Source organism: Novosphingobium sp. (genome assembly GCF_027531025.1).
In the GTDB taxonomy this organism is placed as follows: Bacteria; Pseudomonadota; Alphaproteobacteria; order Sphingomonadales; family Sphingomonadaceae; genus Novosphingobium.
The window spans coordinates 185,888-210,453 of the sequence record NZ_JAPZQX010000004.1; the positions used below are offsets into that span (position 1 = coordinate 185,888).

The 24,566-nt window shown below is 66.9% G+C and carries 21 protein-coding genes; 13 read left to right on the plus strand and 8 right to left on the minus strand.

Annotated elements, in window-relative coordinates; genetic code table 11:
• Positions 1–4: 4 nt before the first annotated feature.
• Positions 5–1,399, minus strand: a complete 1,395-nt coding sequence (locus tag O9281_RS07520; protein ID WP_298184247.1) for a serine hydrolase — start codon at positions 1,397–1,399, stop codon at positions 5–7.
• A gap of 215 nt (positions 1,400–1,614) precedes the next feature.
• Here O9281_RS07520 and O9281_RS07525 point away from each other — a divergent pair, with 215 nt between their 5' ends.
• Positions 1,615–5,157 (plus strand): autotransporter domain-containing protein, encoded by a 3,543-nt coding sequence (locus O9281_RS07525; protein WP_298184249.1) that lies wholly within the window; start codon positions 1,615–1,617, stop codon positions 5,155–5,157.
• Between the two features lie 57 nt (positions 5,158–5,214).
• Here O9281_RS07525 and rimO read toward each other — a convergent pair whose 3' ends face one another.
• Positions 5,215–6,579 (minus strand): 30S ribosomal protein S12 methylthiotransferase RimO, encoded by a 1,365-nt coding sequence (gene rimO / locus O9281_RS07530; protein ID WP_298184251.1) that lies wholly within the window; start codon positions 6,577–6,579, stop codon positions 5,215–5,217.
• Positions 6,580–6,639: 60 nt separating this feature from the next.
• Between rimO and O9281_RS07535 the strand changes: the two genes are divergently transcribed.
• Complete coding sequence (locus O9281_RS07535; protein WP_298184253.1) at positions 6,640–6,993, plus strand: DUF1761 domain-containing protein; 354 nt, start codon at positions 6,640–6,642, stop codon at positions 6,991–6,993.
• Here the strand turns inward: O9281_RS07535 and O9281_RS07540 are convergent.
• Complete coding sequence (locus O9281_RS07540) at positions 6,990–7,388, minus strand: hypothetical protein (RefSeq protein WP_298184255.1); 399 nt, start codon at positions 7,386–7,388, stop codon at positions 6,990–6,992. The genes O9281_RS07535 and O9281_RS07540 overlap by 4 nt on opposite strands.
• Positions 7,389–7,495: 107 nt before the next feature.
• On the opposite strand from O9281_RS07540, the gene O9281_RS07545 reads away from it, so the two are divergent.
• Entirely contained in the window at positions 7,496–9,046 is a 1,551-nt protein-coding gene (locus O9281_RS07545) for a phosphopantothenate--cysteine ligase family flavoprotein (protein ID WP_298184643.1), read from the plus strand.
• On the plus strand, positions 9,030–9,512 hold the full coding sequence (dut, locus tag O9281_RS07550; protein WP_298184257.1) for a dUTP diphosphatase: 483 nt from the start codon (positions 9,030–9,032) through the stop codon (positions 9,510–9,512). Before O9281_RS07545 ends, dut begins: the two co-directional genes overlap by 17 nt.
• 53 nt (positions 9,513–9,565) lie before the next feature.
• Here the strand turns inward: dut and O9281_RS07555 are convergent, their stop codons facing one another.
• From O9281_RS07555 to secB, 4 genes are all read right to left on the minus strand, one after another.
• Positions 9,566–10,252, minus strand: coding sequence for a DUF4136 domain-containing protein (locus O9281_RS07555; RefSeq protein WP_298184259.1), 687 nt, complete (start codon positions 10,250–10,252; stop codon positions 9,566–9,568).
• Between the two features lie 115 nt (positions 10,253–10,367).
• Entirely contained in the window at positions 10,368–11,384 is a 1,017-nt protein-coding gene (gene trpS, locus O9281_RS07560; RefSeq protein ID WP_298184261.1) for a tryptophan--tRNA ligase, read from the minus strand.
• A gap of 12 nt (positions 11,385–11,396) precedes the next feature.
• Entirely contained in the window at positions 11,397–12,968 is a 1,572-nt protein-coding gene (gene murJ, locus O9281_RS07565) for a murein biosynthesis integral membrane protein MurJ (RefSeq protein ID WP_298184262.1), read from the minus strand.
• 25 nt (positions 12,969–12,993) lie between these two features.
• Positions 12,994–13,512: a protein-export chaperone SecB gene (gene secB, locus O9281_RS07570; protein ID WP_298184264.1), complete on the minus strand. Its 519-nt coding sequence runs from the start codon at positions 13,510–13,512 to the stop codon at positions 12,994–12,996.
• A gap of 249 nt (positions 13,513–13,761) precedes the next feature.
• Here secB and O9281_RS07575 point away from each other — a divergent pair, with 249 nt between their 5' ends.
• The 3 genes from O9281_RS07575 to O9281_RS07585 are packed head-to-tail and all read left to right on the plus strand — an operon-like array spanning position 13,762 to position 16,173.
• A complete protein-coding gene (locus tag O9281_RS07575; protein WP_298184266.1) occupies positions 13,762–14,415 on the plus strand; it encodes a Tim44/TimA family putative adaptor protein in 654 nt (217 codons plus the stop codon).
• A gap of 4 nt (positions 14,416–14,419) precedes the next feature.
• Positions 14,420–15,607: a murein transglycosylase A gene (locus O9281_RS07580; RefSeq protein ID WP_298184268.1), complete on the plus strand. Its 1,188-nt coding sequence runs from the start codon at positions 14,420–14,422 to the stop codon at positions 15,605–15,607.
• Entirely contained in the window at positions 15,607–16,173 is a 567-nt protein-coding gene (locus O9281_RS07585) for a Smr/MutS family protein (RefSeq protein WP_298184270.1), read from the plus strand. Before O9281_RS07580 ends, O9281_RS07585 begins: the two co-directional genes overlap by 1 nt.
• A gap of 102 nt (positions 16,174–16,275) precedes the next feature.
• On the opposite strand, the gene O9281_RS07590 is transcribed toward O9281_RS07585, so the two are convergent.
• Positions 16,276–18,585 carry a TonB-dependent receptor gene (locus tag O9281_RS07590; protein WP_298184272.1) on the minus strand — a complete coding sequence of 770 codons (2,310 nt, stop codon included), beginning with the start codon at positions 18,583–18,585 and terminating at the stop codon, positions 16,276–16,278.
• Positions 18,586–18,792: 207 nt separating this feature from the next.
• Between O9281_RS07590 and O9281_RS07595 the strand changes: the two genes are divergently transcribed.
• From O9281_RS07595 to O9281_RS07620, 6 genes are all read left to right on the plus strand, one after another.
• On the plus strand, positions 18,793–19,395 hold the full coding sequence (locus O9281_RS07595; protein ID WP_298184274.1) for a TetR/AcrR family transcriptional regulator: 603 nt from the start codon (positions 18,793–18,795) through the stop codon (positions 19,393–19,395).
• Positions 19,396–19,430: 35 nt separating this feature from the next.
• A complete protein-coding gene (locus O9281_RS07600) occupies positions 19,431–20,972 on the plus strand; it encodes a peptide chain release factor 3 (protein ID WP_298184278.1) in 1,542 nt (513 codons plus the stop codon).
• Positions 20,973–21,210: 238 nt separating this feature from the next.
• Positions 21,211–21,771 carry a pyridoxamine 5'-phosphate oxidase family protein gene (locus tag O9281_RS07605; protein WP_298184280.1) on the plus strand — a complete coding sequence of 187 codons (561 nt, stop codon included), beginning with the start codon at positions 21,211–21,213 and terminating at the stop codon, positions 21,769–21,771.
• Positions 21,772–21,779: 8 nt separating this feature from the next.
• A complete protein-coding gene (locus tag O9281_RS07610; RefSeq protein WP_298184282.1) occupies positions 21,780–22,484 on the plus strand; it encodes an endonuclease/exonuclease/phosphatase family protein in 705 nt (234 codons plus the stop codon).
• A 150-nt stretch (positions 22,485–22,634) separates the two neighbouring features.
• Positions 22,635–22,973 (plus strand): P-II family nitrogen regulator, encoded by a 339-nt coding sequence (locus O9281_RS07615; RefSeq protein WP_298184283.1) that lies wholly within the window; start codon positions 22,635–22,637, stop codon positions 22,971–22,973.
• A gap of 28 nt (positions 22,974–23,001) precedes the next feature.
• A complete protein-coding gene (locus tag O9281_RS07620; RefSeq protein WP_298184284.1) occupies positions 23,002–24,477 on the plus strand; it encodes an ammonium transporter in 1,476 nt (491 codons plus the stop codon).
• Positions 24,478–24,566: the final 89 nt, after the last annotated feature.

Consider the following 24,566-nt stretch of genomic DNA (forward strand, 5'->3'; position numbering starts at 1 on the left):
GCGCCTATTCCGGCATGACCATGAACTGTTCCCAGCGCCCCTGCGGTCCCGGTTCGCTGTAGCTGACCAGGATCAGCTTCTTCATGCCGAAGGTCAGCCGGTAATTGCGGTTGACGAAGCCGCCGCGCAGGCGCGGGGTCCGGATCGGCTCGAAGGCGGTGAGCGGCCCCAGCGGCGCCAGGCTCTCGCGGAAATCGGCCAGTACCTGCGGCTTGAAGTAATACTGGCCGTTTTCGGTGAAGCGCGCGGGATCGAACCGCCCGGCGATCAGCGCTTCCAGCTGGGCGCGGGCATCGTTGGCGCGCGCGGTTTCGCCGGTGCTGGCCTGGGGGCTGGGCGGCAGGACGATTTCGGCGATCCGGTTGGTCAGCCGGTCCTGCACGCGGGCGAATTCCGCATTGGTCAGCACCGTGACCGAAATCCCGTCCTCGATCCAGACCGCGCTTTGCGACAGGAAGCCGATCGCCGCGCCGCCATGCTCGATCACCCGGCGGCCGTTCGTCTCGCGCATCGATACGCCCAGGCCATAACCCGTGCTGGCGCCATCGGCGAGGCGCACCGGGCGCTCCATCTCTTCCCAGTCCTCACGCGGGAGGAGCGTTCGATTGAGGCGCGCGATGTTCCACTTGGCGAGGTCACCGGCAGTCACCGCCGCTTCGCCTGCAGCCCACAGCCAGCCCCGCGCCGGCTGTACCACCGGGCGGACCGGCCCCAGCGCGACCCGGGTGTAGCCTTGCGGAAAACGCGGGCCCACCGCCGCGTCGATCGGCACGGCCTTGATCCCCAGCGGCTTGAACAGGCGCTGCTCGAACTGCTGCCACAGCGGCGCGCCGCCAACCTTTTCGGCGATCATCCCGGCCACGACATAGCCGGTGTTCGAATATTGCCAGCGGGTGCCGGGCGCATAGTCCAGTGGCTTCATCCCCCAGCGGGCAACGATCCCTTCGGGCGCGACCGGCTGTTCCATCGCGGCAAAGGCAAAGTCCTGGGGCCAGTAATCCTGCAGGCCGGCCGTATGCGCCAGCAGCTGGCGGATGGTGATGTCCCTGGCCCCGCTCACATTAGGGTACCATTTCGCCACCTTGTCATCCATGCGCAGCTTGCCATCGTTTTCCAGCATCAGCAGCAGCGCGCCGAGGAACTGCTTGGAATTGGAAGCGATCGGATAGGGCAGGTCGGTGCGCGGGCCGGGAATCGTTTCGGAGGTCTTGCCCCAGGCGCGTTCCAGCACGACCCGGTTGCCGCGCACCACGGCAACCTGGACGGAAGGCACGCCGGTTTCGGCCAGGGCCTCGCTCACCGACTTGTCGATGGCGGCCAGTTCAGTGGGGGACAGGTCCTGCGCCAGCGCGGTGGCAGGAAGGGCGAAGGCGAAAAGCGCGGCAGCGATACGAAACATGGCGCCAAGGCTAGCCGTTCGCGGCGGCGGTGCAAGCCCTTGTTCGGCTGAAAGATTGCCCGCCCTCATCGTAGTCGACCATGATCGAGGTACTGCGACCGGATTTAGGCCCGGTTTCTTGCACCCCCGCCTTTTTCATTAGCAAACAGGCACTTTACAGTCGGGCAAGAAAGCAGGCATGAAGCGGCATTAAATATAGAGTCCGGGGAGTTAACATGCGTATTTCCAAGCCTGTGGCCGCAACCTTGCGGTCCACACTTCTTGTTTCGTCTGCTCTTCTGCTGGTTGCCGGTGCCCCGACGGCTCACGCAACTACGGGCGAGACCTCTGCCGACGGCGAGGCCGAAAGCTCCGATTCGGTTGACCGGCCGATCTTCGATCCAGTGCTGGAAGCCCATGCGACGGTCGTCGTGCCCAGCGCCGCGATCGTCCCGCAGCAGCGCGGCCCGATCACCGTGGCCGCTCCGCAGCCGGAAATCCTGATTGCCAATCCCGGCACGCCGACCACGGCGCGCGATCCGGTGAACATCACCGGCATTGGCCAGATGCTCATCAACAATGGCAATGGCACAATCGGTCTGTGCACCGGCACGCTGATCAACCCGCGTACCGTTCTGTTCGCCGCACACTGCGTGAACAGCCGCGCGGCCACTGCCTATGGCGCGGGCAGCGGCGGCACGCCGATCGCCTTCGGGTTCGAAACCAACACCCGCGCCAATGCTTCGGGCCAGCCGGACGAGCTGCTCAACTGGTTCAACGGCGGCAGCACCGGGCCCGGCCAGAACCGCACCAACGTGGCCCAGGCGCTCTACAACGTGAACCAGGTGGTCTATAACGACTTCTCGCTGGAACCGGCGGCCCGCTCGTTCCTTTATGCCGACGTGGCGCTGGCCACGCTGGATACGCCGGCTGCCAACGTGCCGACCTGGTCGCTGCTGTTCTCGCCGCTGCCCAACCCCGGCACGATCGGCGCCAGTGGTACCGGCTACAACGTCGGCATTGTCGGCTATGGCAACAACGGCACCGGCACCAGCGGGCCGCTGGGCATCGATTTCCGGCGGCGCGCGGCCGAGAACATGATCGGCGCGCTGACCGATCTGCAGACCTTTGAACAGTTCCTCTTCGGTGGCCCGGCCAATGGCCTGACCCAGAACCTCTATTTCATCGATTTCGACGATCCGCGGCGCGGCATCTCGCCGGCCAGCCCGTTCGATTTCAACGCCTTCCGCGACAACGCCCGGTTCAAGGACGGCGTGCCGACCGAAGGGATCACCAGCGGCGGCGATTCCGGCGGGCCGCTGATCCTGCAGAACTTTGCCAAGCAGCTGGTCGTGGGCGTGCTGTCGGGGGGCTATACCCGCTTCTTCAACGGCCAGCCTGGCAACAGCTTCGGAACGGTCGCGTTCTACCAGCCTTTGTACCTCTATTGGGACTGGATCGTCGCCAACAATCCCTATCGCTATGTCTCGGCCAAGGCTGGTGACGGGGCCTGGACCGATGCCAGCCGCTGGGTCACCACGCTCGACCCGGCCTACAACATCCTGTCCGGTGGCCAGCCGGTCAACGGTTTGCCGACCACGCCGGGCGAGCAGAAGAACGGCACGGGCGGCGATTTCGGCCAAGTCTGCTTCCAGAACAGCATTTCCAGCGAGTGCCTTGATCTGGCGTCCAACACCGTTTCGATCACCGGCAACCCGATCGGCACGGCGGGCAACAACAGCGCGACGGTAACGATCGCGCGGGATGGCGCGGCCACTGTCGACCTGGGCCTGCCCGAACTGGGCCTGGCCGATGGCGTGGTCGAAGCACAGGCGGTCGGCCCCGTGCCGCTGCCGACGGCAACCATTGCCAATGGCCTGCCAGGCGCGACCAACTTCGTGCCCAACAACATCGACCCGGTTCGCGCCACCGGTACCCTGGGCCGCTACTTCGACGTGACCCTGACCAATGCTGGCACGACCACCCTGTCGGGCGCCAACATCGTGATCGACCGGCTGACCATCGGCACGGCCGCAGCCGGCCTGCGGATCGACGCCGGGGCATCGCTGACCACGCTGATCAACACCACGCAGTTTGCCGGGACCAACACGATCAACGGCACTCTGACCTCGGTTGGCGACTACAGCCTGCTGGGCGGCGTGCTGCTGGGTAGCGGGCGGATCAACGCCCCGTTCCTGACCAGCGTGCTGGGCCAGATCGCGCCAGGTACCGCCACCACCACCGGTACGCTGACCATCGGCGGCAACCTGGTGCTGGCTTCGGCAAGCACCTATTTCGTCAACATCGGCAATGGTCAGTCCGACCTGATTGCCGTGGTGGCGAACGGGGCCGGTACCGGCTCGGCCAGCCTTGGCGGCGGCTTGAACGTGTCGCTCTCGACCGGTTCGACGATCCGCTTCGGTGACGTCCATACGATCCTGACCGCCACCAACGGCTATACCGGCGCCTTCAGCTCGGCCAATGCGCTGAGCGCGATCCTGCGGCCGACGGTGGTCTATGGCACCAATGCCGTCCAGCTGCAGATCACGGCGGTGCCCTATACCACCGTGGTCAATGGTCTGTCGCCGATCCAGGCGGCCTATGCCGCAATGCTCGATGGCAATCGCACCAATCCGGCGCTGACCGGCATCTTCAACGTGCTCGACCTGCAGGATACCGCCACGATCCGGACCACGCTGGAAGCGCTGGCCCCGCGGACCGAAACCCTGCGCTGGGCGCTGGGCCGGGCCGGGATCGAATCCGCCAACCGCCTGATCCGCAATCGCCTGCTCGCCCTGAACCCGGGCGTGTCGGGCGGCTCGATTGCCTATCTGGGCAACCCGATGCGGACGGCCTCGGTCGCCTATGCGATGGGCCGCACCACCATGACCCCGGCGATGGCCGCGGCCGGTGCCGCCGATACCCGCGTGCGTGAAGGCAGGCTGCCTGACAACGTCAGCGCCTTCTTCGCGGGCGGCTACCTCGACGGTGACAGCGCGCCGATGCCCACGGCTCTGCCGGCGGGTGGGCGTGACCAGTTCAATGGCTGGTACATTGGCGCCGGTGCCGAAGTGCACACGGGTGACAATGGCGCTGTCGGTCTGGCGGTCAGCTACACCGACCTGACCGGCAAGGCGGTCGGCGGGCTCGGTTCGGCGGACGGTTCGCTGATCCAGGGTTCGCTCTATGCCAAGGTGCAGCTGGGCCGGATCGCGATCGACGGGCAGTTCTCGGCCGGCGTGCTCAGCATGAACACCTCGCGCTCGGGCGCGCTGCCCGCCACGCCCTATACGCTGACCTCCAGCGACGATGCCCTGGCCCTGTCGGGCGAGGTCAACATTTCGGCGATGTTCGGCTCGTCCTCGCTGCAGTTCGGGCCTTCGGCCGGGCTGCGCTGGTCGCGGCTGGACTTTGGCCGGATCGTCGAACGCGGCGGGCCGACCTCACTGGTGATCGATCAGGAAAGCCATCGGGCCTTCGAAGGCCGCGCCGGCTTCAACCTGATGGGCACCGGGCGCGTGCGGCCGACGGCCTCGGTGCATTTTGTCCATGCCTTCCGCGACCAGCCGACCTTCTTCAACGGCTTCTTCGTGGGCGGCGCGCCGACCACGTTCCGCAGCTTCGCGGTGGCCGGCAGCGATCGCAACTGGGCCGATGCCAGCCTGGGCCTGGCCTTCAAGGCGGGCAAGGCCGATATCGCGGTCAGCGCCGATACGACGCTGGCGCGCAGCGATTTCGATTACCAGACCTATCGCGCTTCGATCTCGTTCAAGTTCTAAGCTGCGAGAGCAAGCCAAACGGAAAGGGCTCGCCGGAAACGGCAGGCCCTTTTCGCGTCAGGCGATCGCGCCGAACAGGTCGTGCTCGTCGGCGTCCTCGATCCGGACCTCGACGATGTCGCCGGGCTGCAGACTGCCCGGCACTTCGCGCAGGTGAACCGCGCCGTCGATCTCGGGCGCGTCGGCCTGGCTGCGGCCGGTCGCGCCGATGTCGCCATCCTCGTCCGGTTCTCCGACCGCGTCGATGATCACCGGAAGCGTGCGGCCGATCTTGGCTGCAAGCTTGGCCGCGCTGATCGCCGCGGTCTTTTCCATGATCCGGGCATAGCGCTCTTCCTTGACCTCTTCCGGCACCGGGTTCGGCAAGTCGTTGGCGGCAGCCCCGGCCACGGGTTCGAAGCGGAAGGCGCCGACCCGGTCGAGCTGGGCCTCGTCCAGCCAGTCGAGCAGATACTGGAAATCGGCCTCGGTCTCACCGGGGAAGCCGACCACGAAGCTGGAGCGCACGGCAATGTCCGGGCAGATCTCGCGCCACGAGCGCAGCCGCTCCAGCACCTTGGCCTCGTTCGCCGGGCGCTTCATCGCCTTCAGCACGTTCGGGCTGGCATGCTGGAAGGGGATGTCGAGATAGGGCGTCAGCAGGCCTTCGGCCATCAGCGGGATCACCGCGTCGACATGGGGATAGGGATAGACATAGTGCAGCCGCACCCAGGGCGCGCGGCCTTCGCTGGTGCGCAGCTGGCCCAGTTCGCGGGCGAGGTCTGTCATGTGGGCGCGGACCGGGTGGTCCTTCCACATCCGCTCCTCGTGCCGGATATCGACCCCATAGGCCGAAGTATCCTGGCTGATCACCAGCAGTTCCTTGGTACCGGCGGCGACCAGCTTTTCCGCCTCGCGCAGCACGGCATCGATCCGGCGGCTGGCGAGCTTGCCGCGCAATTGCGGGATGATGCAGAAGGCGCAGGAGTGATTGCAGCCTTCGGAAATCTTCAGATAGCTATAGTGGCGCGGGGTCAGCTTCACATCAGGCTGGGGGATCAGGTCGATGAACGGCCCCTGCGAAGGCGGCGCGGCCTCATGCACCGCCTCGACCACCGCTTCGTACTGATGCGCGCCGGTCACGGCCAGGACTGCCGGGTACTTGGCGCGGATCAGGTCGGCATCCTCGCCCATGCAGCCGGTCACGATCACGCGGCCGTTTTCGGCAATCGCCTCGCCGATCGCGGCAAGGCTCTCTTCCTTGGCGGAATCGAGGAAGCCGCAGGTGTTGACCAGCACCACGTCGGCCCCGGCATAGTCGCCGCTCATGGCATAGCCGTCGGCGCGCAGGCGGGTCAGGATCCGCTCGCTGTCGACCAGCGCCTTGGGGCAGCCCAGGCTGACCATGCCGACCTTTTTCTGTTCGGGAAGTTCGATTGCCATGGCCGCGCCCCCTACACGCGAAGCGGCCGCTGCGCTACCTTTGCGGCAAAGGAGAGCAAAATGGGTGCGATGGACTGGTGGGTCGTGCTGGCGGCAGCCCTGGCTGCGCGGCTGGTGCTGGAGCTGGCGGTGCGCAGCCAGAGCGCGGGGCAGCGGCTCGGCACCTTTGCGCTCTGTCTGGTCCCGGCGGCCATGCTGGGCCATGCGCTGGCCCGGATCGGGCCGGAAACGCTGGCGGCCAAGCCCCAGCTCTATGTCATGCATTCAGGCGGGCTGGCGCTGGCTTTTGTCATCCCCGCGCTGTGGCTGATCCGGGTGCGCGAAGGAACACCGCCGCGCCGCGCCGCGATCGACAGCGTGGTGTTCCTGGCCGCCTATCTGGCGATGGGTGGCACGTTCTGGGTGCTGGCCTAGCCCGCGATTTCGCTGATCCGGTGGTGCGGCAGCAAGCGCCAGGCGGCGATTGCCAGCACCACTTGCAGCGCCTCAATCGCCATCGGCATGGCAAAGCCTTCCGCCGTGCCATCCAGCATGGCGCTGACCGCGCGGCCGGTAAAGGCGATGCCGAACAGCAGCGCGGGAACCAGCAGCAGGTCGCCGTTGCGCCGCCAGCCGCCCCACAGCTGGCAACCCCCGGCCACCAGGAAGAAGGCGGTCATATCTGCGCGCAGCACGGCCAGCCCGCCCGGCCCATCGGGGATCAGCTTGAAGGTTGCACCAAGCCCCGTGGGATCGACCAGGAAGCCGATGCCCAGCAGCAGGTTGAACAGGCCGAACAGGAACAAGAGCGCGGTCAGGATCAGGCGCATGGCGGCAACCTCCCCCGTTATGATGGTCTTTACCTTTGTGCCCCACGCAATTCCGGAAAGCAAAGCCTGTTGCGCATGAGGATGGGGCATTGCACAAGCTGGTCGCCATGAACGGGCCAAGGATTCTTCTTGTGATCGGTGGCGGGATCGCCGCCTACAAGTCGTGCGAGCTGGTGCGGCTGATCCGCAGGCACGGCGGCGAGGTGACCTGCGTGCTGACCAGGGGCGGCGCGCAGTTCGTCACCGAGATGACCCTGGCCGCGCTGAGCGAGAACCCCGTGCATACGACCCTGTGGGACCTCAAGAACGAGGTCGAGATGGGGCATATCCAGCTCTCGCGTCAGGCTGACCTGGTCGTGGTCTGCCCGGCCACCGCCGATCTGATGGCCAAGATGGCGCACGGCATTGCCGATGACCTGGCCACCACGCTGCTGCTGGCGACCGACAAGCCGGTGCTGGCGGTTCCGGCGATGAACGTGCGGATGTGGGAGCATGCCGCAACCCAGGCCAATGTTGCGACGCTGCGCGACCGGGGCGTCACCGTGGTCCAGCCGGACGAGGGGCCGATGGCCTGCGGCGAGTTCGGCCCCGGTCGCCTGCCCGAACCGATCGCCATCTGGGCCGAGATCTGCGCGGCCCTGTCGCTCGATCCGCCGCTGCTGCCCGCACCGGAAGCGGGCGCGGTTGAGCTTGATGAGGCCGAAGCCGGTCTGGGTGGCCTCTCCGGCGGCCTGATCCAGCGCACCACCACGACCCGGATCGTCTTCGAGGACGAACTGCTGCCCGAGGACGCCGAGGTCGAGGATGTGGCCCCGCCGGCCCCGTTGCCGGAACCGGTCGCGGCCGATGCCGGGCCGATCCTGGTCACGAAGGGCAAGGCCCGCGCCGCGCCGCCGACCGATGCCGGGGCGATCAATCACCTGGTCATGGCTCAGGTAGAGCCGGAGCCGCTCGACGATCCGATGGGCGATCCCTTGGCCAGCCAGCCCGATTTCGAGGAAGAACCGGCGCACCGCCCGCTGTTCGGCAAGCACGTGCTGGTTACCGCCGGGCCAACGCACGAGCCGATCGATCCGGTGCGCTACATTGCCAACCGCTCGTCGGGCAAGCAGGGCTTCGCCATCGCCGCTGCCGCGGCGCGGGCCGGGGCGCGGGTCACGCTGGTGTCCGGGCCGGTCAGCCTGCCTACCCCACCGGGAGTGGACCGGGTCGATGTGGAAACCGCGCGCCAGATGGCCGATGCGGTCAAGCGCGCGCTGCCGGCCGATGTCGCCGTGATGGTCGCGGCCGTGGCCGACTGGCGCACCCAGGATGTCGCGACCGAGAAGATGAAGAAGCGCGGATCGGCCCCGCCGGCGCTGCGGCTGACCGAGAACCCCGATATCCTCGCGACCGTGGCGACCAGCGACAAGCGCCCCCGGCTGGTGGTCGGCTTTGCCGCCGAGACCGAACAGGTGATCGATCACGCCAAGGAAAAGCGCAAGCGCAAGGGGGCCGACTGGATCGTCGCCAATGACGTTTCGGGCGACGTGATGGGGGGCGAGCTCAACGCAGTCCATATCGTCACCAGCTCAGGCGTCGAGCATCTGCCCGAACTGCCCAAGGATGAAGTGGCCGCCGCGCTGGTCGAAAGGATTGCGAATGCCCTTAACGTCTGATCTTGGGCCAGAAGTTCCGGTGGCGGTCATGCGCCTGCCGCATGGCGCGGGGCTGGACCTGCCGGCCTATGCCACGGCCGGGGCGGCCGGGATGGACGTGGTTTCGGCCGAGGACGTGACAATTGCTCCGGGCGCGCGGCATGCCGTGGCGACCGGGCTGGCTCTGGCCATTCCCGAAGGGTTCGAGATCCAGGTCCGCCCGCGCTCGGGCCTGGCGCTGAAGCACGGCATAACCGTGCCCAATACCCCCGGCACGATCGACAGCGATTATCGCGGCGAACTGAAGGTCATCCTGATCAACCACGGCACCGAGCCGTTCGAGATCCGCCGGGGGGACCGGGTGGCGCAACTGGTGCTGGCCCCGGTGACGCGGGCGGGCTGGGTGGAAGTGACCACCCTGGACGAGACCGCGCGCGGGGCGGGCGGCTTCGGCTCGACCGGCGGGGTCGTCGCGCTCAAGGCCTAGGCACGAAAAAAGGCGGGCCCGTTGCCAGGCCCGCCCACTCGGTGTTGCTGTCCTTACTTGCGCTGTTTCTTTTCCGGCGCAACCGAAATCCGCACCGTTTCGCCCGAATTGCCGGGGAAGTTGGTGAACATGGCTTCGACCAGGTTGGGCACCAGGTAGCCGAGGCGGTTGGAGAGCGAGGCGGCTTCGGCCTTGCCTTCGAACAGGCGCTGGCCATCGGCCTTGCGATCGATCTTCAGGCTGATCCCGCTGGTATAGACCGTGTACTGTTCAACCCCGCCGTCGAACCAGGGATCATACCAGCCATAACCCCAGGCTGCGCTGGGGTGGTACCAGCCGCCGCGGCGGCGATAGCCCCAATAGCCCAGCCGCGGGCTGTGCCAGGGCGACCAGTAGGGATCATAGAAACCGGGGCGCTCACGCACCCGCTCGCGGCCCTTGTCGACGCCATAGTCGAACCGGACCAGCAGCGTGGCGGTTTCGGGGCTGGCCGGGGCATAGCCCTGGGCCGCCATGCGTTCTTCGACCAGCCGCGCGTACTGGGCAAATTCCAGCCCGCCGGCCAGCGCCGGATCATCGGCGACCACGGCAAAGGTCTGGCCCTGCGGCGCCGGAAGCTGGCTGGCAAAGCGGGTGACCTGGGTGTTGAAGTTTGAGGCGCAGGCCGTCAGCGCCAGCATCAGCAGCGGCACGACCGCCAGCTTCAGGCGCGACAGCGGCGAGGAAACTATATTCGACATCGGACCCAAGACTCCAGCTGGCCGCGCACCCGCGAATCGCCGCGAGCCGAGGTCGCAAGGTTATCACGCCCCGCATTCTGGGGAAGCGTGGCTTAATCGGGCTTGAATGGGGGCGTCAGCCCCGCACCAGTCCCAGCGCGGCATAGGCCCGGTCCAGCGTTGGCCCGGCCAGCGCGCGGGCCTTGGCCGCGCCCTGGTGCAGGATCGTGTCCAGCGCCGGGCGATCCTGGCGCAGTTCGACGAAGCGGGCGTTGATCGGGGCGAGGCTCTCAACCAGCAGCTCGCCCAGCGCCGGCTTGAACGCGCCAAAGCCCTTGCCGCCGAACTCGGCCAGCACGGCGGCCTGGCTGGTGCCGGCCAGGGCCGCATAGATCCCCACCAGGTTGGCCGCTTCGGGCCGCCCTGCCAGACCGGCCACTTCGCCGGGCAGCGGTTCGGGATCGGTCCTGGCCTTCTTGACCTTGGTCATGATCGTATCGGCATCGTCGGTCAGGTTGATGCGGCTCATGTCCGATGGATCGGACTTGCTCATCTTGGCGCTGCCATCGCGCAGGCTCATGATCCGGGCGGCTTCGGCCGGGATGATCGGCTCGGGCAGGGTGAAGACCTCGGCACCGGCACCGAAATCGTTGTTGAACTTCTGCGCGATGTCGCGCGCCAGCTCGAGGTGCTGCTTCTGGTCTTCGCCCACTGGCACGTGGGTGGCCTGGTACAGCAGCACGTCTGCGGCCTGGAGCACCGGATAGGTGAACAGCGCGACCGAGGCCCCTTCGCGGTTCTTGCCGGCCTTGTCCTTCCACTGGGTCATGCGGTTCAGCCAGCCCATCCGGGCCGTGCCGTTCAGCAGCCACTGCAACTGGGCATGTTCGGAAACCTGGGCCTGGTTGAACAGCACCGACCGGTTCGGGTCGATCCCGCAGGCGACCAGCGCGGCCACCATCTCGCGCGTGTTCGATGCCAGTTCGGCCGGAACGTGCGGCTGGCTGATCGCGTGGAGATCGGCCAGGAAATAGAGGCACTGCCCGCCCTTGGCCGCCACATCGTCCTGCATCCGCACCCAGTTGCGGATCGCCCCCAGGTAATTTCCAAGGTGCAGGTTGCCCGTGGGCTGAATGCCGGAAACGACACGCATGGTCTGGAGTCCTTAAAGCTGACGGCGGCGCAACTGGCCGATTGTGTCGCGATTGACAACGCCCACCGCCCAGGCACTGCCGAAAAAGACGATCAGGCCCAGGCCGACAATCGCGCCAATCGCCACAATCCGCTCCAGCGGCGCGCCGATGAAGGCATCGCCGGCCAGCGGCAGGGCGAACCACAGTGCTGCGCCCATCAGCGCGGCGGCCAGCATGATTCGCGCGATCCGTCCGGTGACCTGGGCGGTAAGGTGATAGTGGCCGCGCCGGTGAAGCACGGCATAAAGCATCGCCGCATTGGCCCAGGCGGCCAGCGAACCACCCAGCGCCAGGCCGAAGATCCCCAGCCGCGGGACCAGCACCAGGTTGAGGCCGATGTTGATCACCAGCGAGACGGCGGCGGTGATCACCGGGGTGCGGGTGTCCTTGCGCGCGAAGTAGTTCGGCACCAGCACCTTGACCAGGACATAGGCCGGCAAGCCGATCACCAGCCCGCCGACCACGACACCGGTGGCGAGGCCATCGGCCACGGTAAAGGCCCCGCCGACATAGAAGGCGCTCGTGATCGCCGGTCCGGCAATGTAGAGCGCGATCGCGGCCGGCATGGTCAGCAGCATGGCCAGTTCAAAGGCATTGCTCTGCAGCCGGAATGCGCCGTCGCCATCGCCCTGGGCGATGAACCGCGAGAGCGCCGGGAGAATGGCCGTGCCAAGCGCGATGCCGATGATGCCCATGGGCAACTGGTTGAGCCGGTCGGCATAGCTGAGGAAGCTGATGCTCTTGTCCGGCAGGGTGGCAATGAAGAACAGGTCGATGAAACGGCTGATCTGGTAAACCCCGGCACCGAATACGGCCGGGAGCACCAGCCGACCGAATTCGCGCACGCCGGGGGTCAGCCGGGGGCGCTGCAGCCCCAGCCGGAACTGGGTGCGACGGACCCAGAAGTAGAGCCAGAGCAGCTGCAGCAGCCCCGAAAGCGAGACCGAGATCGCCAGGTAAATGCCGGTTGTCTGCTTTGCCGCCTCGCTGGTCCCTTCCATCGCGCCCAGGATCAGCGCGCCGACCAGGCACAGGTTGAGCAGGATCGGAGCGGCGGCGGCGGCGGCGAAGCGCGACAGCGAATTGAGGATCGCGGCGAGCAGCGTCGCCAGGCTCATCAAAGCCAGATAGGGGAAAGCGATCCGGGCCATCAGCACGCCCAGGTCGAACCGCTGCGCATCCGCCGCCAGCGCATCGCTGGCGAACAGCCCCATCACCCAGGGCATCACGATCAGCAGCAGGGCCGAGAACACCAGCAGGATCGGGATCAGCACGGCCAGCATCTGGTTGGCAAAGGCGCGCGCGTCGGAAATGTCGCCGTCGTTGGTCATCCGCTGGTTGAACAGCGGCACAAAGGCCGAGGCGAAGGCACCTTCGGCGAAAAGGCGGCGGAAGATGTTGGGCAGCTGGAAGGCCAGCTGCCAGGCATCGGCGACGCCGCCCGCGCCGAGCACCCGGGCCAGCAGCATGTCGCGGGCAAAGCCGAACACGCGGCTGACCGCTGTCAGCCCGCCGATCGTGCCGACATTGCGGATCAGGCTCACGCTGGCTTGCCCGCGCCGGAATGGATCAGGCGTTGCCGGCGGGTGCCGCTTCGCCCTCGCCCTGCTGGGCGGCCAGCTGCTGCAGGTAGATGCCGTTGAAATCGATCGGCTCGAGCAGCAGCGGCGGGAAGCCGGCATCGCGCACCGCTTCGGCGATCACGTGACGGGCGAAGGGGAACAGGATGCGCGGCGCTTCGGCATAAGTGAAGGCGTGCTTCGAGGCATCATCGAGGTTGCGCATGCCAACCAGACCGCAATAGGACAGGTCGACGATGAAGGCGGTGCCCTGCTGGGCCACCGACTTGAGCGCGATCTTCAGCTCGATCTCGCTGATCTCGTCGCTCAGCTGGCGGGCGCCGATGTTGAACTGCACGTCGATCTGCGGCGCATCGGTCCACTGGAAGCTTTCCGGGGCATTCGGATTCTCGACCGAAAGGTCCTTGATGTACTGCGAAATGATCCCGGCCGAGGGCAGGGTGTCCGCGCCATTGGGAACGGGGCCTTCCAGGCCGAGGTCGGTGATGATGTTGCCTTCGTCGGACATGTTCTTACGTGCTTTCGACTGTATGGAGTGAGTAAATCGGCCGCGCGCCTAGCATCGCCAATGGGGCGCGGCAAAGGTTTTCGCGCTTCAAACCCAGCTTGGCACGCTGGCGGCGATGTGACCAGCTTGCCCCACTTGCCGCAAAAAATTGCCGAACTGGCGCCATCCGCACGTTGTTCATTTGTCATGCCACCCTATTTAGGCATAGGGAATATCAAAGCCGCGCCCCTTGCGGCAGGGACTGAACACGTGGACAATACCGTCGAGATCGTCATCCTCGCCATGATCGCGGCCTTCCTGGGCCTGCGGCTCTATTCGGTGCTGGGCCGCCGCGCCGAGCACGAGGAGGAAGTGATCCAGGGCCCGCGTCCGGCCGAAACGCCGCGCGTTGCCGTGGGCGTGGCGGATCGCGCGCAGGAACAGCCGCGCATGCCCGTTCCCGGCGTTACCCCGGCGATCGAGCGCGGCTTGCGCGAAATTGCGGCGGCGGACCGCCGGTTTGATCTGACCGCCTTCCTCGAAGGGGCCAAGGGCGCCTATCGCATGATCCTCGAAGCCTTCTGGAAGGGCGACAAGGACACCCTGGGCGAACTGTGCGATCGTGACGTGTTCGATGGCTTTGCCGGCGCGATCGCCGCGCGCGAAGCTGCGGGCGAATCGCTCGACAACCGGCTGGTGCGGATCGAGGAAGCGGTGATTGTCGCCGCCTCGTTCAATGCGCCGGTGGCCCGTATCACGGTGCGCTTTGCTGCCGATATTGCCGCAGTGACCCGCAATGCCGAAGGCCAGGTGATCGCCGGCTCGCTCAACGATGCGGTCGAAGCGCGCGACCTTTGGACCTTCAGCCGCAATGTCACCTCCGGCTCGCCGGACTGGCTGCTCGACGAAACCGACGAGGCCTGATCGCATGATCGGGCGGGGGATCGCTGCGCTTGGCGCGCTGACCCTCATTGCCGCCTGCGGGCGGATCATTCCCGAACCGCGTGTGCCGATCCAGCCCCCGGCTGGCGTAGCGGCCAGCACGGCCCTGGCCGCCGGCTTCTGGGCCGGGCCGCGGGTTGACAGCCTGGGCATTGCCCCGGCCGATGCGGCCGCCGCGCTGGCCTCGTTCCGCGAAAGCTGCCCGCAGTTGATCAGCCGCACCGATGCCTCGGGCCTGACCAGGCCGGATCATTGGGGGCCAGCCTGCACCGCCGCCACCAAGTGGCCCGCAAGCCAGGCGCTGCGCTTTTTCGACCAGCATTTCGAAACCGCCCGGATCGCTGAGGGCAAGGCCTTTGCCACCGGCTATTACGAGCCGGAGATTGCTGGCGTGCGCACCCGCCAGCCGGGGTTCGACGTGCCGGTCTATGCCCTGCCGCCCGACCTGGTGCGCGCGCGGCCGGGCGATGCCCCGCCCAATGCCAGTGGCCTGATGCCGCTCGGCCGCTATGACGCGAGCGGGGCTTTCGTACCGTACTTCGAGCGCAGCCAGATCTATGACGGAGCGCTGGCCGGCCGGGGGCTGGAGATTGCCTGGGCGGCCGATCCGGTCGAGATGTTCTTCCTCCAGATCCAGGGTTCGGGCCGCCTGCGCGCGCCCGACGGCAGCGTGATCCGGATCGGCTATGCCGGGCAGAACGGCCATCCCTATACCGGGATCGGCGGCGTGATGCGCCAGCGCGGGCTGCTCGGCACGGGGCCGGGGCAATACTCCGGCTCGATGCAGGGGATCATGCAATACGTGCGCGAGAATCCCGAGGCCGGGGCCGCGCTGATGCGCGAGAACAAGAGCTTCGTGTTCTTCCGCGAACTGACCGGCGATGGCCCGCTCGGCGCGCTGGGCGTGCCGGTGCGGCGCGAAAGCAGCGTCGCGGCCGATCCGGCCTTCGTGCCGCTGGGCGCACCGGTCTGGCTCGCCAACATGGACCGGGCCGAAGCCAACGGCCTGTGGATCGCCCAGGATACCGGTGGCGCGATCAAGGGCGTCAACCGCTTCGACACCTTCTGGGGTGCGGGCGACGATGCCAGGCTGATCGCCGGGGGAATGAGCGCCCGGGGCGAGGCCCTGCTACTGCTGCCGAAGGGAACGCTGGCCTGGCTGGGCGGCAGCTGATGCGCCCGCCGCGCGGGCTCTCGCCAGCCGAGGCGGCGCTGTGGGCCCGCGTGGCGCAGACGGTCCAGCCGCTTCATCCGGTTCGGCCCAAGGCTGTGGCGGCGGCTGTCAGCGACGATTCCGTTGTTCCGCAGCCGGTGCCTCGGCGCGTCAAGGGCCGGGTGCCCGCGCCCGCACTACCTCCGGCCCCGCCGCCTGGTCCACCGCGTCCGCTCGATCGCCATGGCCTAGACGGCTCGTGGGAACGCAAGCTGGCCAAGGCCCAGATCGCGCCCGACCTGACGCTCGACCTGCACGGCCATTCGCTCGATGCAGCCCATGCCCGGCTCGACCTGGGCCTGACCCAGGCCGTGGCGATGGGCGCGCGGCTGGTGCTGGTGATTTCCGGCAAGCCGCGCCCGGTGGCGGCGGCTGACCGCGGCGAGCGGCGCGGGGCGATCCGGGCCAAGCTGCTCGACTGGCTGGCCGCCGGGCCGCATGCCGGCCGGATCGCCGCCGTTCGCCCCGCGCACCAGCGCCACGGCGGCTCCGGCGCGCTTTACGTGATCCTGCGGCGACCCAGGTAAGAACACCGTCGCGCTGCGGCGCGAGGGCGGCGGGCAAAATGAAACCGCCCCCGCGTCAATGACGCGAGGGCGGCGGGAGGAACCGTTAGGTTCCGGCAACGATCAGAAGTTGACCGTCGCCGTCACGAAGACCTGGCGCGGGTTGCCATAGAACGCGGTCAGCGTCCCTTCGCGGCCCAGCGATGGGATCAGCGCGCCATCGGCGGTGGTGGTCAGCACGCCCGTGGTCGCGTTGGCGGCCATGAAGGTATAGCCCGAGGTCTTGTACTTCACGTCGAACAGGTTCTTGCCATAGACGCCCAGGGTCCAGCGCTTGTCGGGCGCGGCATAGACGATCGAGGCATCGACCAGCTGGTAGGCTGGCTGATCGAGGTAGGGGTTCGGGATTTCGAACTGGTAGGTCTTGCTCTTGAACGAGACGCCGCCGGTAAAGGTCAGCGCGCCGTCACCCAGATCGGCCCGGTAGCTGGCCTGGGCATTGCCGGTCCAGGCCGGGGTGTTCTGCACCTTGCGGAAAGCCGCCACATCGGTCGGCACGCCGCCGATGTTGCTGACATAGCGCTTGAACTTGGCATCGATGTAACCCAGCGAGCCCGACAGGGTCAGCGCGCCCAGGTTGGCGCGGGCTTCGAATTCCACGCCCTGCATCCGCGCCTTGCCCGCGTTGGACACGACGCCGCAGAAGCTGGGCAGGCCCGACACGATACAGGCGACCGAGCCCGGGATCTGCACGTCGGTATAGTCCATGCGGAACGCGGCCAGGGCCACGTTGAGCTTGCGATCGAGCAGGGCGGCCTTGTAGCCCACTTCGTAGCTGTCGACCTTTTCGGGGCGGAAGCTGAGGAAAGCGGCCACTTCGGCGTCTTCGCGAATGCCGTTGCTGTTGAGGTCAGGCGCGTTGACGCCCGCGCCGCGCGGATCGAACCCGCCGCCCTTGAAGCCCTGCGAATAGGACACATAGAGGTTGTGCCCGTCGCTCGGCTTGAAGCTGAGCGAGGCGCGCGGGGTAAACTTCTTGAAGGTGCTCTTGCCGCGGAAGTTGGTGGCCGGTGCGCCCAGGGCAACCCCCGCACCGCCAAACACCGGCGAGCCGCCGCCCAGATAGTTCTGGCGCAGAATCCGGGCCGTGCGCTCGTCCCAGGTATAGCGGCCGCCAACCGAAAGGCTCAGCTGGTCGGTCAGGTCATAGGTAAAGTCGGCAAATGCGGCGAGGGTATCGGTGCCAACATCCGCGCTGGTGAAGGCGGTCAGGCCGGCCAGCGAGGTGAACAGCCGCACGTCGAACTGGGTCAGGGCCGTGGCGTTGAGGTAATAGGCCCCGATCAGGCCGCTGAACCGGCCCGAATTGATCAGCAGCTGCAGTTCCTGGCTGGTCTGGGTGTTGTTATAGAAGCCAGGCACGTCGACGTCGGCCGTGGGCAGCGCGTCGAAGTCGATTGGCGTGGCCGAATCGTCCTTGCGATAGGACGTGATCGAGCGGACGGTCAGCGTGTCGTTCAGCTCGCCTTCCATGAACAGCGACAGGCCCCAGGCCTTCACGTCCTGCTTGGGCGAAACCAGCCCGCCGCGGGTATCGTAAACGTTACCCAGCACCGGGGCGACGCTGAGCTGGGCGGGGATCAGGCGGTGGCCGCCGCGCTCGTTCGAGCGGTCATGGGTATAGTCGGCGGCGATGCGGGCGAAGAACCCGCCCGAATGGACTTCGATGGTGCCGCGACCGGCCCAGATGTCCTTGTTGTAGTTTTCGCGCCCGGTGGTCAGGTTGGTGCCGAAGCCGCCGCGCGACAGGCGGGCGAGCGAGCCGCCCAGCCGCAGCGTGCCATCGCCCACCGGGGTGCTGGCGGTGATCACGCCATCGGCCATGTTGTGGGTGCCATAGGTGCCGCGCAGCGACAGGCGCGGGTCCATCCCGATCTTGCGGGTGACGTACTTGACCGCGCCGCCCACGGTGTTGCGGCCATAAAGCGTGCCCTGCGGCCCGCGCAGCACTTCGATCCGCTCGACGTCATAGATATCGACCACGGCAGCTTGCGGACGGTTGAGGTAGACATCGTCAAGGTAGATGCCGACGCCCTGTTCGAAGCCCGAAACCGGGTCCTGCTGGCCCACGCCGCGGATAAAGGCGGTGAGGGTGGAATTGGTCGCGCGGCTGGCTTCCAGCGTCACGTTGGGGGCCTGTTCGGCCACGGCGGTGATGTCGATCGCGCCGGTCCGCTCCAGTTGGTCGGCCGAGAGCGCGGTGATGGCGATCGGCACGTCGGTCAGCGCTTCCTCGCGGCGGCGGGCGGTGACGATGATTTCGCCGCCATCGGCCTCGCTTGCCCCGTCCTGGGCATAGGCGGGAACGGCGGTCAGGCCGGCCATGGCGCTGGCGATCAGCGAAGCTCGGCAAAGCAAGGCAGTGGTACGCATCGGTGGGCTCCTCCCAGAAAATCCTCACGCCGGCGCGATTTCTCGACCGGCTCCGATTCCGCCTTATATAAAAGTTGAACCAGCTTTCAACTTGTCTATGCTTGCGCCGAGCGAAAGGACGCGCGAATGGTGGGGAATCGTGGCGCAAGTGCCACAGTGACGATGAGTACGGTGGCGGGGAAGGCCACCAGGAAGGGGAATCGGGGAATGGAGGCAGCGGCCGTCTCGCCGCGCGAGCCGCGCACCGAGCGCGGGCGCCGCACGCAGCGCGCGATCCTCGATGCCGCCGCGGCGGAATTCGGTGACAAGGGCTTTCACGAAAGCTCGATCGTCTCGATCACCCAGCGCGCCGGCGTGGCCCTGGGCAGCTTCTATACCTATTTCGAAAGCAAGGAGGCGCTGTTCAAGGCGCTGGTGGCCGACATGAGCGGCCGGGTGCGCGATCACGTCGCGCCAGTGCTGCGCGAACATCGCGGCGGGGCGATCGCGGCGGAAGGGGTCGCGCTCGAGGCCTTCCTGCGCTTCGCCCGCGAGCACAAGGAAATCTACCGGATCATCGACGAGGCCGAATTCGTTGCCCCCGAAGACTGGCGCGCCCATTACCTGAACACCGCCGCCCGTATCCTCGAACGACTTCAGGCTGCCCGCGCCAAGGGCGAACTGGGCGTCGAACCGACCGAGGTCCACGCCTGGGCGATCATGGGCATGAACGTGTTCCTTGGCCTGCGCTTTGGCGTGATGGATGGCGCGGCGGACTTGGGCGCGGTGGCGTCGCAGGCCAATGCCCTGCTGCAGGGCGGGTTGGGATAGACCTCGCGCCAAGGCACGGCTATGCGCCGCGCACCATGTCCAATCCCCATAGTTCTAACAGGCGTACCTTTGCCATCATCTCGCACCCCGACGCGGGCAAGACCACGCTGACCGAGAAGCTGCTGCTGCAAGGCGGGGCGATCCACCTGGCGGGCGAGGTCAAGGCGCGCGGCGCGGCGCGGCGGGCGCGGTCGGACTGGATGAAGATCGAGCAGCAGCGCGGCATCTCGGTCACCAGCTCGGTGATGACCTTCGAGCGTGACGGGGTCACCTTCAACCTGCTCGACACGCCGGGCCACGAGGACTTCTCCGAAGACACCTATCGCACGCTGACGGCGGTCGATTCCGCGATCATGGTGATCGACGCCGCCAAGGGCATCGAGCCGCAGACCCGCAAGCTGTTCGAGGTCTGCCGCCTGCGCTCGGTGCCGATCATCACCTTCGTCAACAAGGTCGACCGCGAGGGGCGCGCCGTGTTCGAAACGCTGGACGAGGTGGCCGATGCCCTGGCGCTCGATGTTTGCCCGATGTCCTGGCCGATCGGCATGGGCGGCGAGTTCAAGGGCGTGCTCGATTTCGCCACTAACCAGATCAGCCGCCCGGAAGGCGACAGCCGCGAATTCTTGGGCAAGCGCGAGCCGGCCACGGCGGACAACGTGCCCGCCGACATTGCCGAGGAAATCGAGCTGGCCCAGGCCGGTTACCCTTCGTTCGATCTGGAAGCCTATCGCCATGGCGATCTGACCCCGGTCTACTTCGGATCGGCGCTCAAGAACTTCGGCGTGGCCGAGCTGATCGACGCGATTGCCCGCTATGCCCCGCCGCCGCGCCCGCAGCCGAGTGAGCAGGGCACGATCAACCCGGACGGCAAGGAAGTGACCGGCTTCATCTTCAAGGTCCAGGCCAACATGGACCCGATGCACCGCGACCGGATCGCCTTCATGCGGCTGGTCTCCGGCACCTTCAAGCGCGGCATGAAGCTGACGCCTTCGGCGCTGGGCAAGCCGATCGCGATCCATTCGCCGATCCTGTTCTTCGCCCAGGACCGCGAGATTGCCGACACCGCCGAACCGGGCGACATCATCGGCATCCCCAACCACGGCACGCTGCGGGTGGGTGATACCCTGTCCGAGACCAACAAGGTCCGCTTCACCGGCCTGCCCAACTTCGCCCCGGAAATCCTGCGCCGCGTCGCGCTCAAGGACCCGACCAAGACCAAGCAGCTCAGGAAGGCGCTGGATGACCTGTCCGAAGAGGGCGTGATCCAGGTGTTCTATCCCGAAATCGGCAGCCAGTGGATCGTCGGCGTGGTCGGCCAGCTCCAGCTCGACGTGCTGATTTCCCGACTGGAGGCGGAATACAAGGTTGAAGCCATGCTCGAAGCCTCGCCCTTCGATACGGCGCGCTGGCTGAAGGGCAGCGATGCCGCGCTGAAAGCCTTTGCCGATTTCAACAAGTCGAACCTTGCCAAGGACCGCGATGGCGATCCGGTGTTCATGGCCCGCAGCGCCTGGGACGTGAGTTACCAGCAGGAAAAGAACCCGGAGCTGGTCTTCTCAGCGACGAAGGAAAGATAAGGGTTCGCGCAGAGGCGCGGAGAAAGAAGACGAGGCGCGGAGGCGTCCTGCTTGCGGCGAAGCCGCCCTGCCGAACCCGCCCTGCCGAACCCGCGTTGCGGCGTGCGGCGCGCTTTGGTGACGGGAATGGACCTGCGGTCAGACGCGCCCTCTCTGCGCCTCCCTTTCTTCCTCTGCGCCTCTGCGCGAACCCCCTTCAGCGCTTGCCCCGAACTCCCCGCCCGCCTAGCCTCGTTCCATGGCTGACTTTTCCGATTGCATCACCGCCGATCACGCAGCGATGATCGCCAGGCAGGCGGTCTACTTCGTGGCCACCGCCGCTGCCGATACGCGGATCAACCTCAGCCCCAAGGGCCTCGCCGATACCTTCAGGGTGCTGGGGCCGAACCGAGTCGCCTATCTCGACCTTGCCGGTTCGGGAAACGAAACGCACGCGCACCTTGCCGCAGATGGCCGCATCACGATCATGATGTGCAATTTTGAGCAGCCCGCGCTGATCCTGCGGCTCTATGGCCGGGGCAAGCCGGTCCTGCCGCAGGATGCCGAGTGGGCCGAGCTGGCTGGGCACTTCACCCTGCTGCCCGGCACACGCCAGATCTTCGATATCGCGGTGGAGAGCGTCCAGACCTCGTGCGGCTGGGGCGTCCCGGTGATGACCCTCGACAAGGAGCGTGAGACGCTGGTCAAGTATCACGCCCAGAGCGATCCGGCGACATGGGAAGCTAAGGTGGCAGGCCGCACCCGCTCGATCGACGGTCTGCCGACCCGCGCGACCGATCGCTACATCGCCGGGGAATAGCGCCTGCGGTGCAACTGACCTTCGCCAGCTACAACATCCACAAGGCCGTCGGCACCGACCGGCGGCGCGATCCGGACCGGATCCTGGCGGTGCTGCGCGAAATCGATGCCGATGTGATCGCCCTGCAAGAGGCCGACCGGCGGATCGGGTGGCGCGAAAGCGTGCTGCCGCGCGAAACGATCGAGGATTATACCCCTTGGGTGCCGGTGCCGCTCAACCACCGGCCGGAATCGCTTGGCTGGCACGGCAATGCCCTGCTGGTGCGCAAGGGGATCGCGGTGATCGAGGCAAGGGTGGTGCCGCTGCCCACGCTGGAGCCGCGCGGCGCGGTGCGGGCCGACCTGCTGATCGAAGGCCAGCGCCTGCGCGTGGTCGGCATGCACCTTGACCTGTCCGGGCTGCGCCGCCGCCAGCAGGTCCGCACGATCCTCGATCACCTGACCCGCTGCGATGGCGACCATCCGACCGTGCTGATGGGCGATTGCAACGAATGGAGCCTGCACCGCGGCGCGCTTGGCGAATTCCGCGCGCCCTGGCAATTGCTGACCCCTGGCCCCAGCTTCCCCGCGCGCCGCCCGGTCGCCCGGCTTGACCGGCTGGTGCTGTGCCAGCGCTGGCAGGTGGAAGACCACGGCGTCCACCACTCGGCGCTGGCCGCGCGGGCTTCGGACCATCTGCCGGTGTGGGGGCGGGCGATACTGCCTAAAAAATAGGCAGCTGCGCATGAATCGGGCGCTGTTCTGGCCCGCCACGTAACGCCGTTACGCCAATTGCACTGAATCCTGACGATAATTCCAAACTGGCACGGCCCTTGCTGCGGATGTGAAGCCGGGATGGGCCCGGCGTGCAATCAGGGGACGGGCATGAAATTCATCATCGCCATCATCAAGCCCTTCAAGCTTGACGAGGTGCGCGAAGCGCTCGGCGCCATTGGCGTTGCGGGTATGACCGTGACCGAGGTCAAGGGCTTCGGGCGCCAGAAGGGCCAGACCGAGATTTATCGCGGGGCCGAATATTCCACCAACATGCTGCCCAAGGTGAAGGTCGAAGTCGCGGTGAGCGACGACCTTGCGGGGCAGGTGGTGGAAACGATCCAGCAGGTCGCCAGCACATCCTCGATCGGGGACGGCAAGATCTTCGTGCTCGACCTGGCTTCCGCCACCCGCATCCGCACCGGTGAAACCGGGGACACGGCGCTCTGATGCCGGCCCTGACAGGAGGACTTATCCGATGATCCGCAAATTTGTCTGCGGCCTTGGCGCAGCGGGGGCCAGCCTCTTCGCCGCCACCGCCGCTTTCGCGCAGGACGCCACTGCGGCCGCCACCGAGGCGGCCACTGGCGCTGCTGCCGCCGCTACCGAAGCGGCGACCACCGCCGCGTTCGTGCCGACCGCTGAAATGGTCAACAAGGGTGACGTGGCCTGGATGCTGGTGGCATCCGCGCTCGTGCTGATGATGTCCATTCCCGCGCTCGCGCTGTTCTATGGCGGCCTGGTGCGCGCCAAGAACATGCTCAGCGTGCTGATGCAGGTGCTGACCATTGTCTGCGTTGCGGCGCTGGTCTGGTTCGCCTGGGGCTATTCGCTGGCCTTTACCTCGGCCGGTTCGCCCTTCCCCAAGATCATCGGCGGCCTCGACAAGGCGTTCCTGGCGGGGGTCGATCCGACCAGCCTGGCGGCGACCTTCTCCAACGGCGTCTACCTGCCGGAATACGTCTTCATCATCTTTCAGATGACCTTCGCCTGCATCACGCCGGCGCTGATCGTGGGGGCCTTTGCCGAACGCGTGAAGTTCACCCCGCTGATCATCTTCACGGTGCTGTGGCTGACCTTCGCCTATTTCCCGATCGCGCACATGGTGTGGTACTGGGCTGGCCCGGACTTCCTCCACGCCGCGCCGGATGACAGCGGCCTGCTGTGGGGCTGGGGTGCGCTCGACTTCGCCGGTGGCACCGTGGTGCACATCAACGCGGGTATCGCTGGCCTGATCGGCTGCCTCGTGATCGGTCCGCGCATCGGCTTCAAGTCGGAGCCCATGCCCCCGCACAGCCTGGTGATGACCATGATCGGTGCCTCGCTGCTGTGGATCGGCTGGTTCGGATTCAACGCCGGTTCGGGTCTTGAAGCCAATGCCTTCGGCGCGCTGGCCTTCATCAACACCTTCGTCGCCACGGCTGCGGCGGGCGTGACCTGGGCAGTGATCGAACAGATCGTCCACAAGAAGCCCTCGCTGCTGGGTGTGGCCTCGGGCGTGGTGACCGGCCTGGTCGCGATCACTCCGGCGGCGGGCTTTGCCCACCCGGGTACCGCGATCATCCTGGGCGCGGTTGCCACCGTGGTCTGCTTCTTCTTCGTCACCACGGTGAAGAACAAGCTCAAGTACGATGACAGCCTGGACGTGTTCGGCATCCACGCGGTTGGCGGGATCGTCGGCGCGATCGGCACCGGCTTCGTCGCCAACCCGGCCTGGGGTGGCCAGGGCTGGATCGACTACACCGGACCGGTGGCCAAGGCTGGCGAGTTCGACCTCTATGGCCAGGTGATGACCCAGATCTGGGCCGTGGGCACCACGGTGCTGTGGACCAGCGTGGTCTCGGCCGTGCTGTTCCTGGGCCTGAAGTACACCATCGGGCTGCGCCCCTCGGCCGATGCCGAGCGCGAAGGCCTCGACATCAACGAACACGGAGAGCGCGCCTACAACATGTAACGCTTTCCTCAAGCTTGGCGGGGCCGGGGTTCCTCCTCCTCTCCTCCCCCTCGGTCCCGCCTCCCAGCGTTCCTCCTGCGAACGCAAAC

Coding starts and splice junctions, on each gene's coding strand:
- secB (WP_298184264.1), bottom strand. CDS start 13,512: ATGTCCGACGAAGGCAACATCATCACCGACCTCGGCCTGGAAGGCCCC.
- O9281_RS07535 (WP_298184253.1), top strand. CDS start 6,640: ATGGGTGCGATGGACTGGTGGGTCGTGCTGGCGGCAGCCCTGGCTGCG.
- O9281_RS07605 (WP_298184280.1), top strand. CDS start 21,211: ATGGCTGACTTTTCCGATTGCATCACCGCCGATCACGCAGCGATGATC.
- O9281_RS07580 (WP_298184268.1), top strand. CDS start 14,420: ATGATCGGGCGGGGGATCGCTGCGCTTGGCGCGCTGACCCTCATTGCC.
- O9281_RS07590 (WP_298184272.1), bottom strand. CDS start 18,585: ATGCGTACCACTGCCTTGCTTTGCCGAGCTTCGCTGATCGCCAGCGCC.
- O9281_RS07540 (WP_298184255.1), bottom strand. CDS start 7,388: ATGCGCCTGATCCTGACCGCGCTCTTGTTCCTGTTCGGCCTGTTCAAC.
- O9281_RS07595 (WP_298184274.1), top strand. CDS start 18,793: ATGGAGGCAGCGGCCGTCTCGCCGCGCGAGCCGCGCACCGAGCGCGGG.
- O9281_RS07525 (WP_298184249.1), top strand. CDS start 1,615: ATGCGTATTTCCAAGCCTGTGGCCGCAACCTTGCGGTCCACACTTCTT.
- O9281_RS07555 (WP_298184259.1), bottom strand. CDS start 10,252: ATGTCGAATATAGTTTCCTCGCCGCTGTCGCGCCTGAAGCTGGCGGTC.
- O9281_RS07520 (WP_298184247.1), bottom strand. CDS start 1,399: ATGTTTCGTATCGCTGCCGCGCTTTTCGCCTTCGCCCTTCCTGCCACC.
- trpS (WP_298184261.1), bottom strand. CDS start 11,384: ATGCGTGTCGTTTCCGGCATTCAGCCCACGGGCAACCTGCACCTTGGA.
- O9281_RS07620 (WP_298184284.1), top strand. CDS start 23,002: ATGATCCGCAAATTTGTCTGCGGCCTTGGCGCAGCGGGGGCCAGCCTC.
- O9281_RS07545 (WP_298184643.1), top strand. CDS start 7,496: ATGAACGGGCCAAGGATTCTTCTTGTGATCGGTGGCGGGATCGCCGCC.
- O9281_RS07615 (WP_298184283.1), top strand. CDS start 22,635: ATGAAATTCATCATCGCCATCATCAAGCCCTTCAAGCTTGACGAGGTG.
- O9281_RS07600 (WP_298184278.1), top strand. CDS start 19,431: ATGTCCAATCCCCATAGTTCTAACAGGCGTACCTTTGCCATCATCTCG.
- rimO (WP_298184251.1), bottom strand. CDS start 6,579: ATGGCAATCGAACTTCCCGAACAGAAAAAGGTCGGCATGGTCAGCCTG.
- O9281_RS07585 (WP_298184270.1), top strand. CDS start 15,607: ATGCGCCCGCCGCGCGGGCTCTCGCCAGCCGAGGCGGCGCTGTGGGCC.
- dut (WP_298184257.1), top strand. CDS start 9,030: ATGCCCTTAACGTCTGATCTTGGGCCAGAAGTTCCGGTGGCGGTCATG.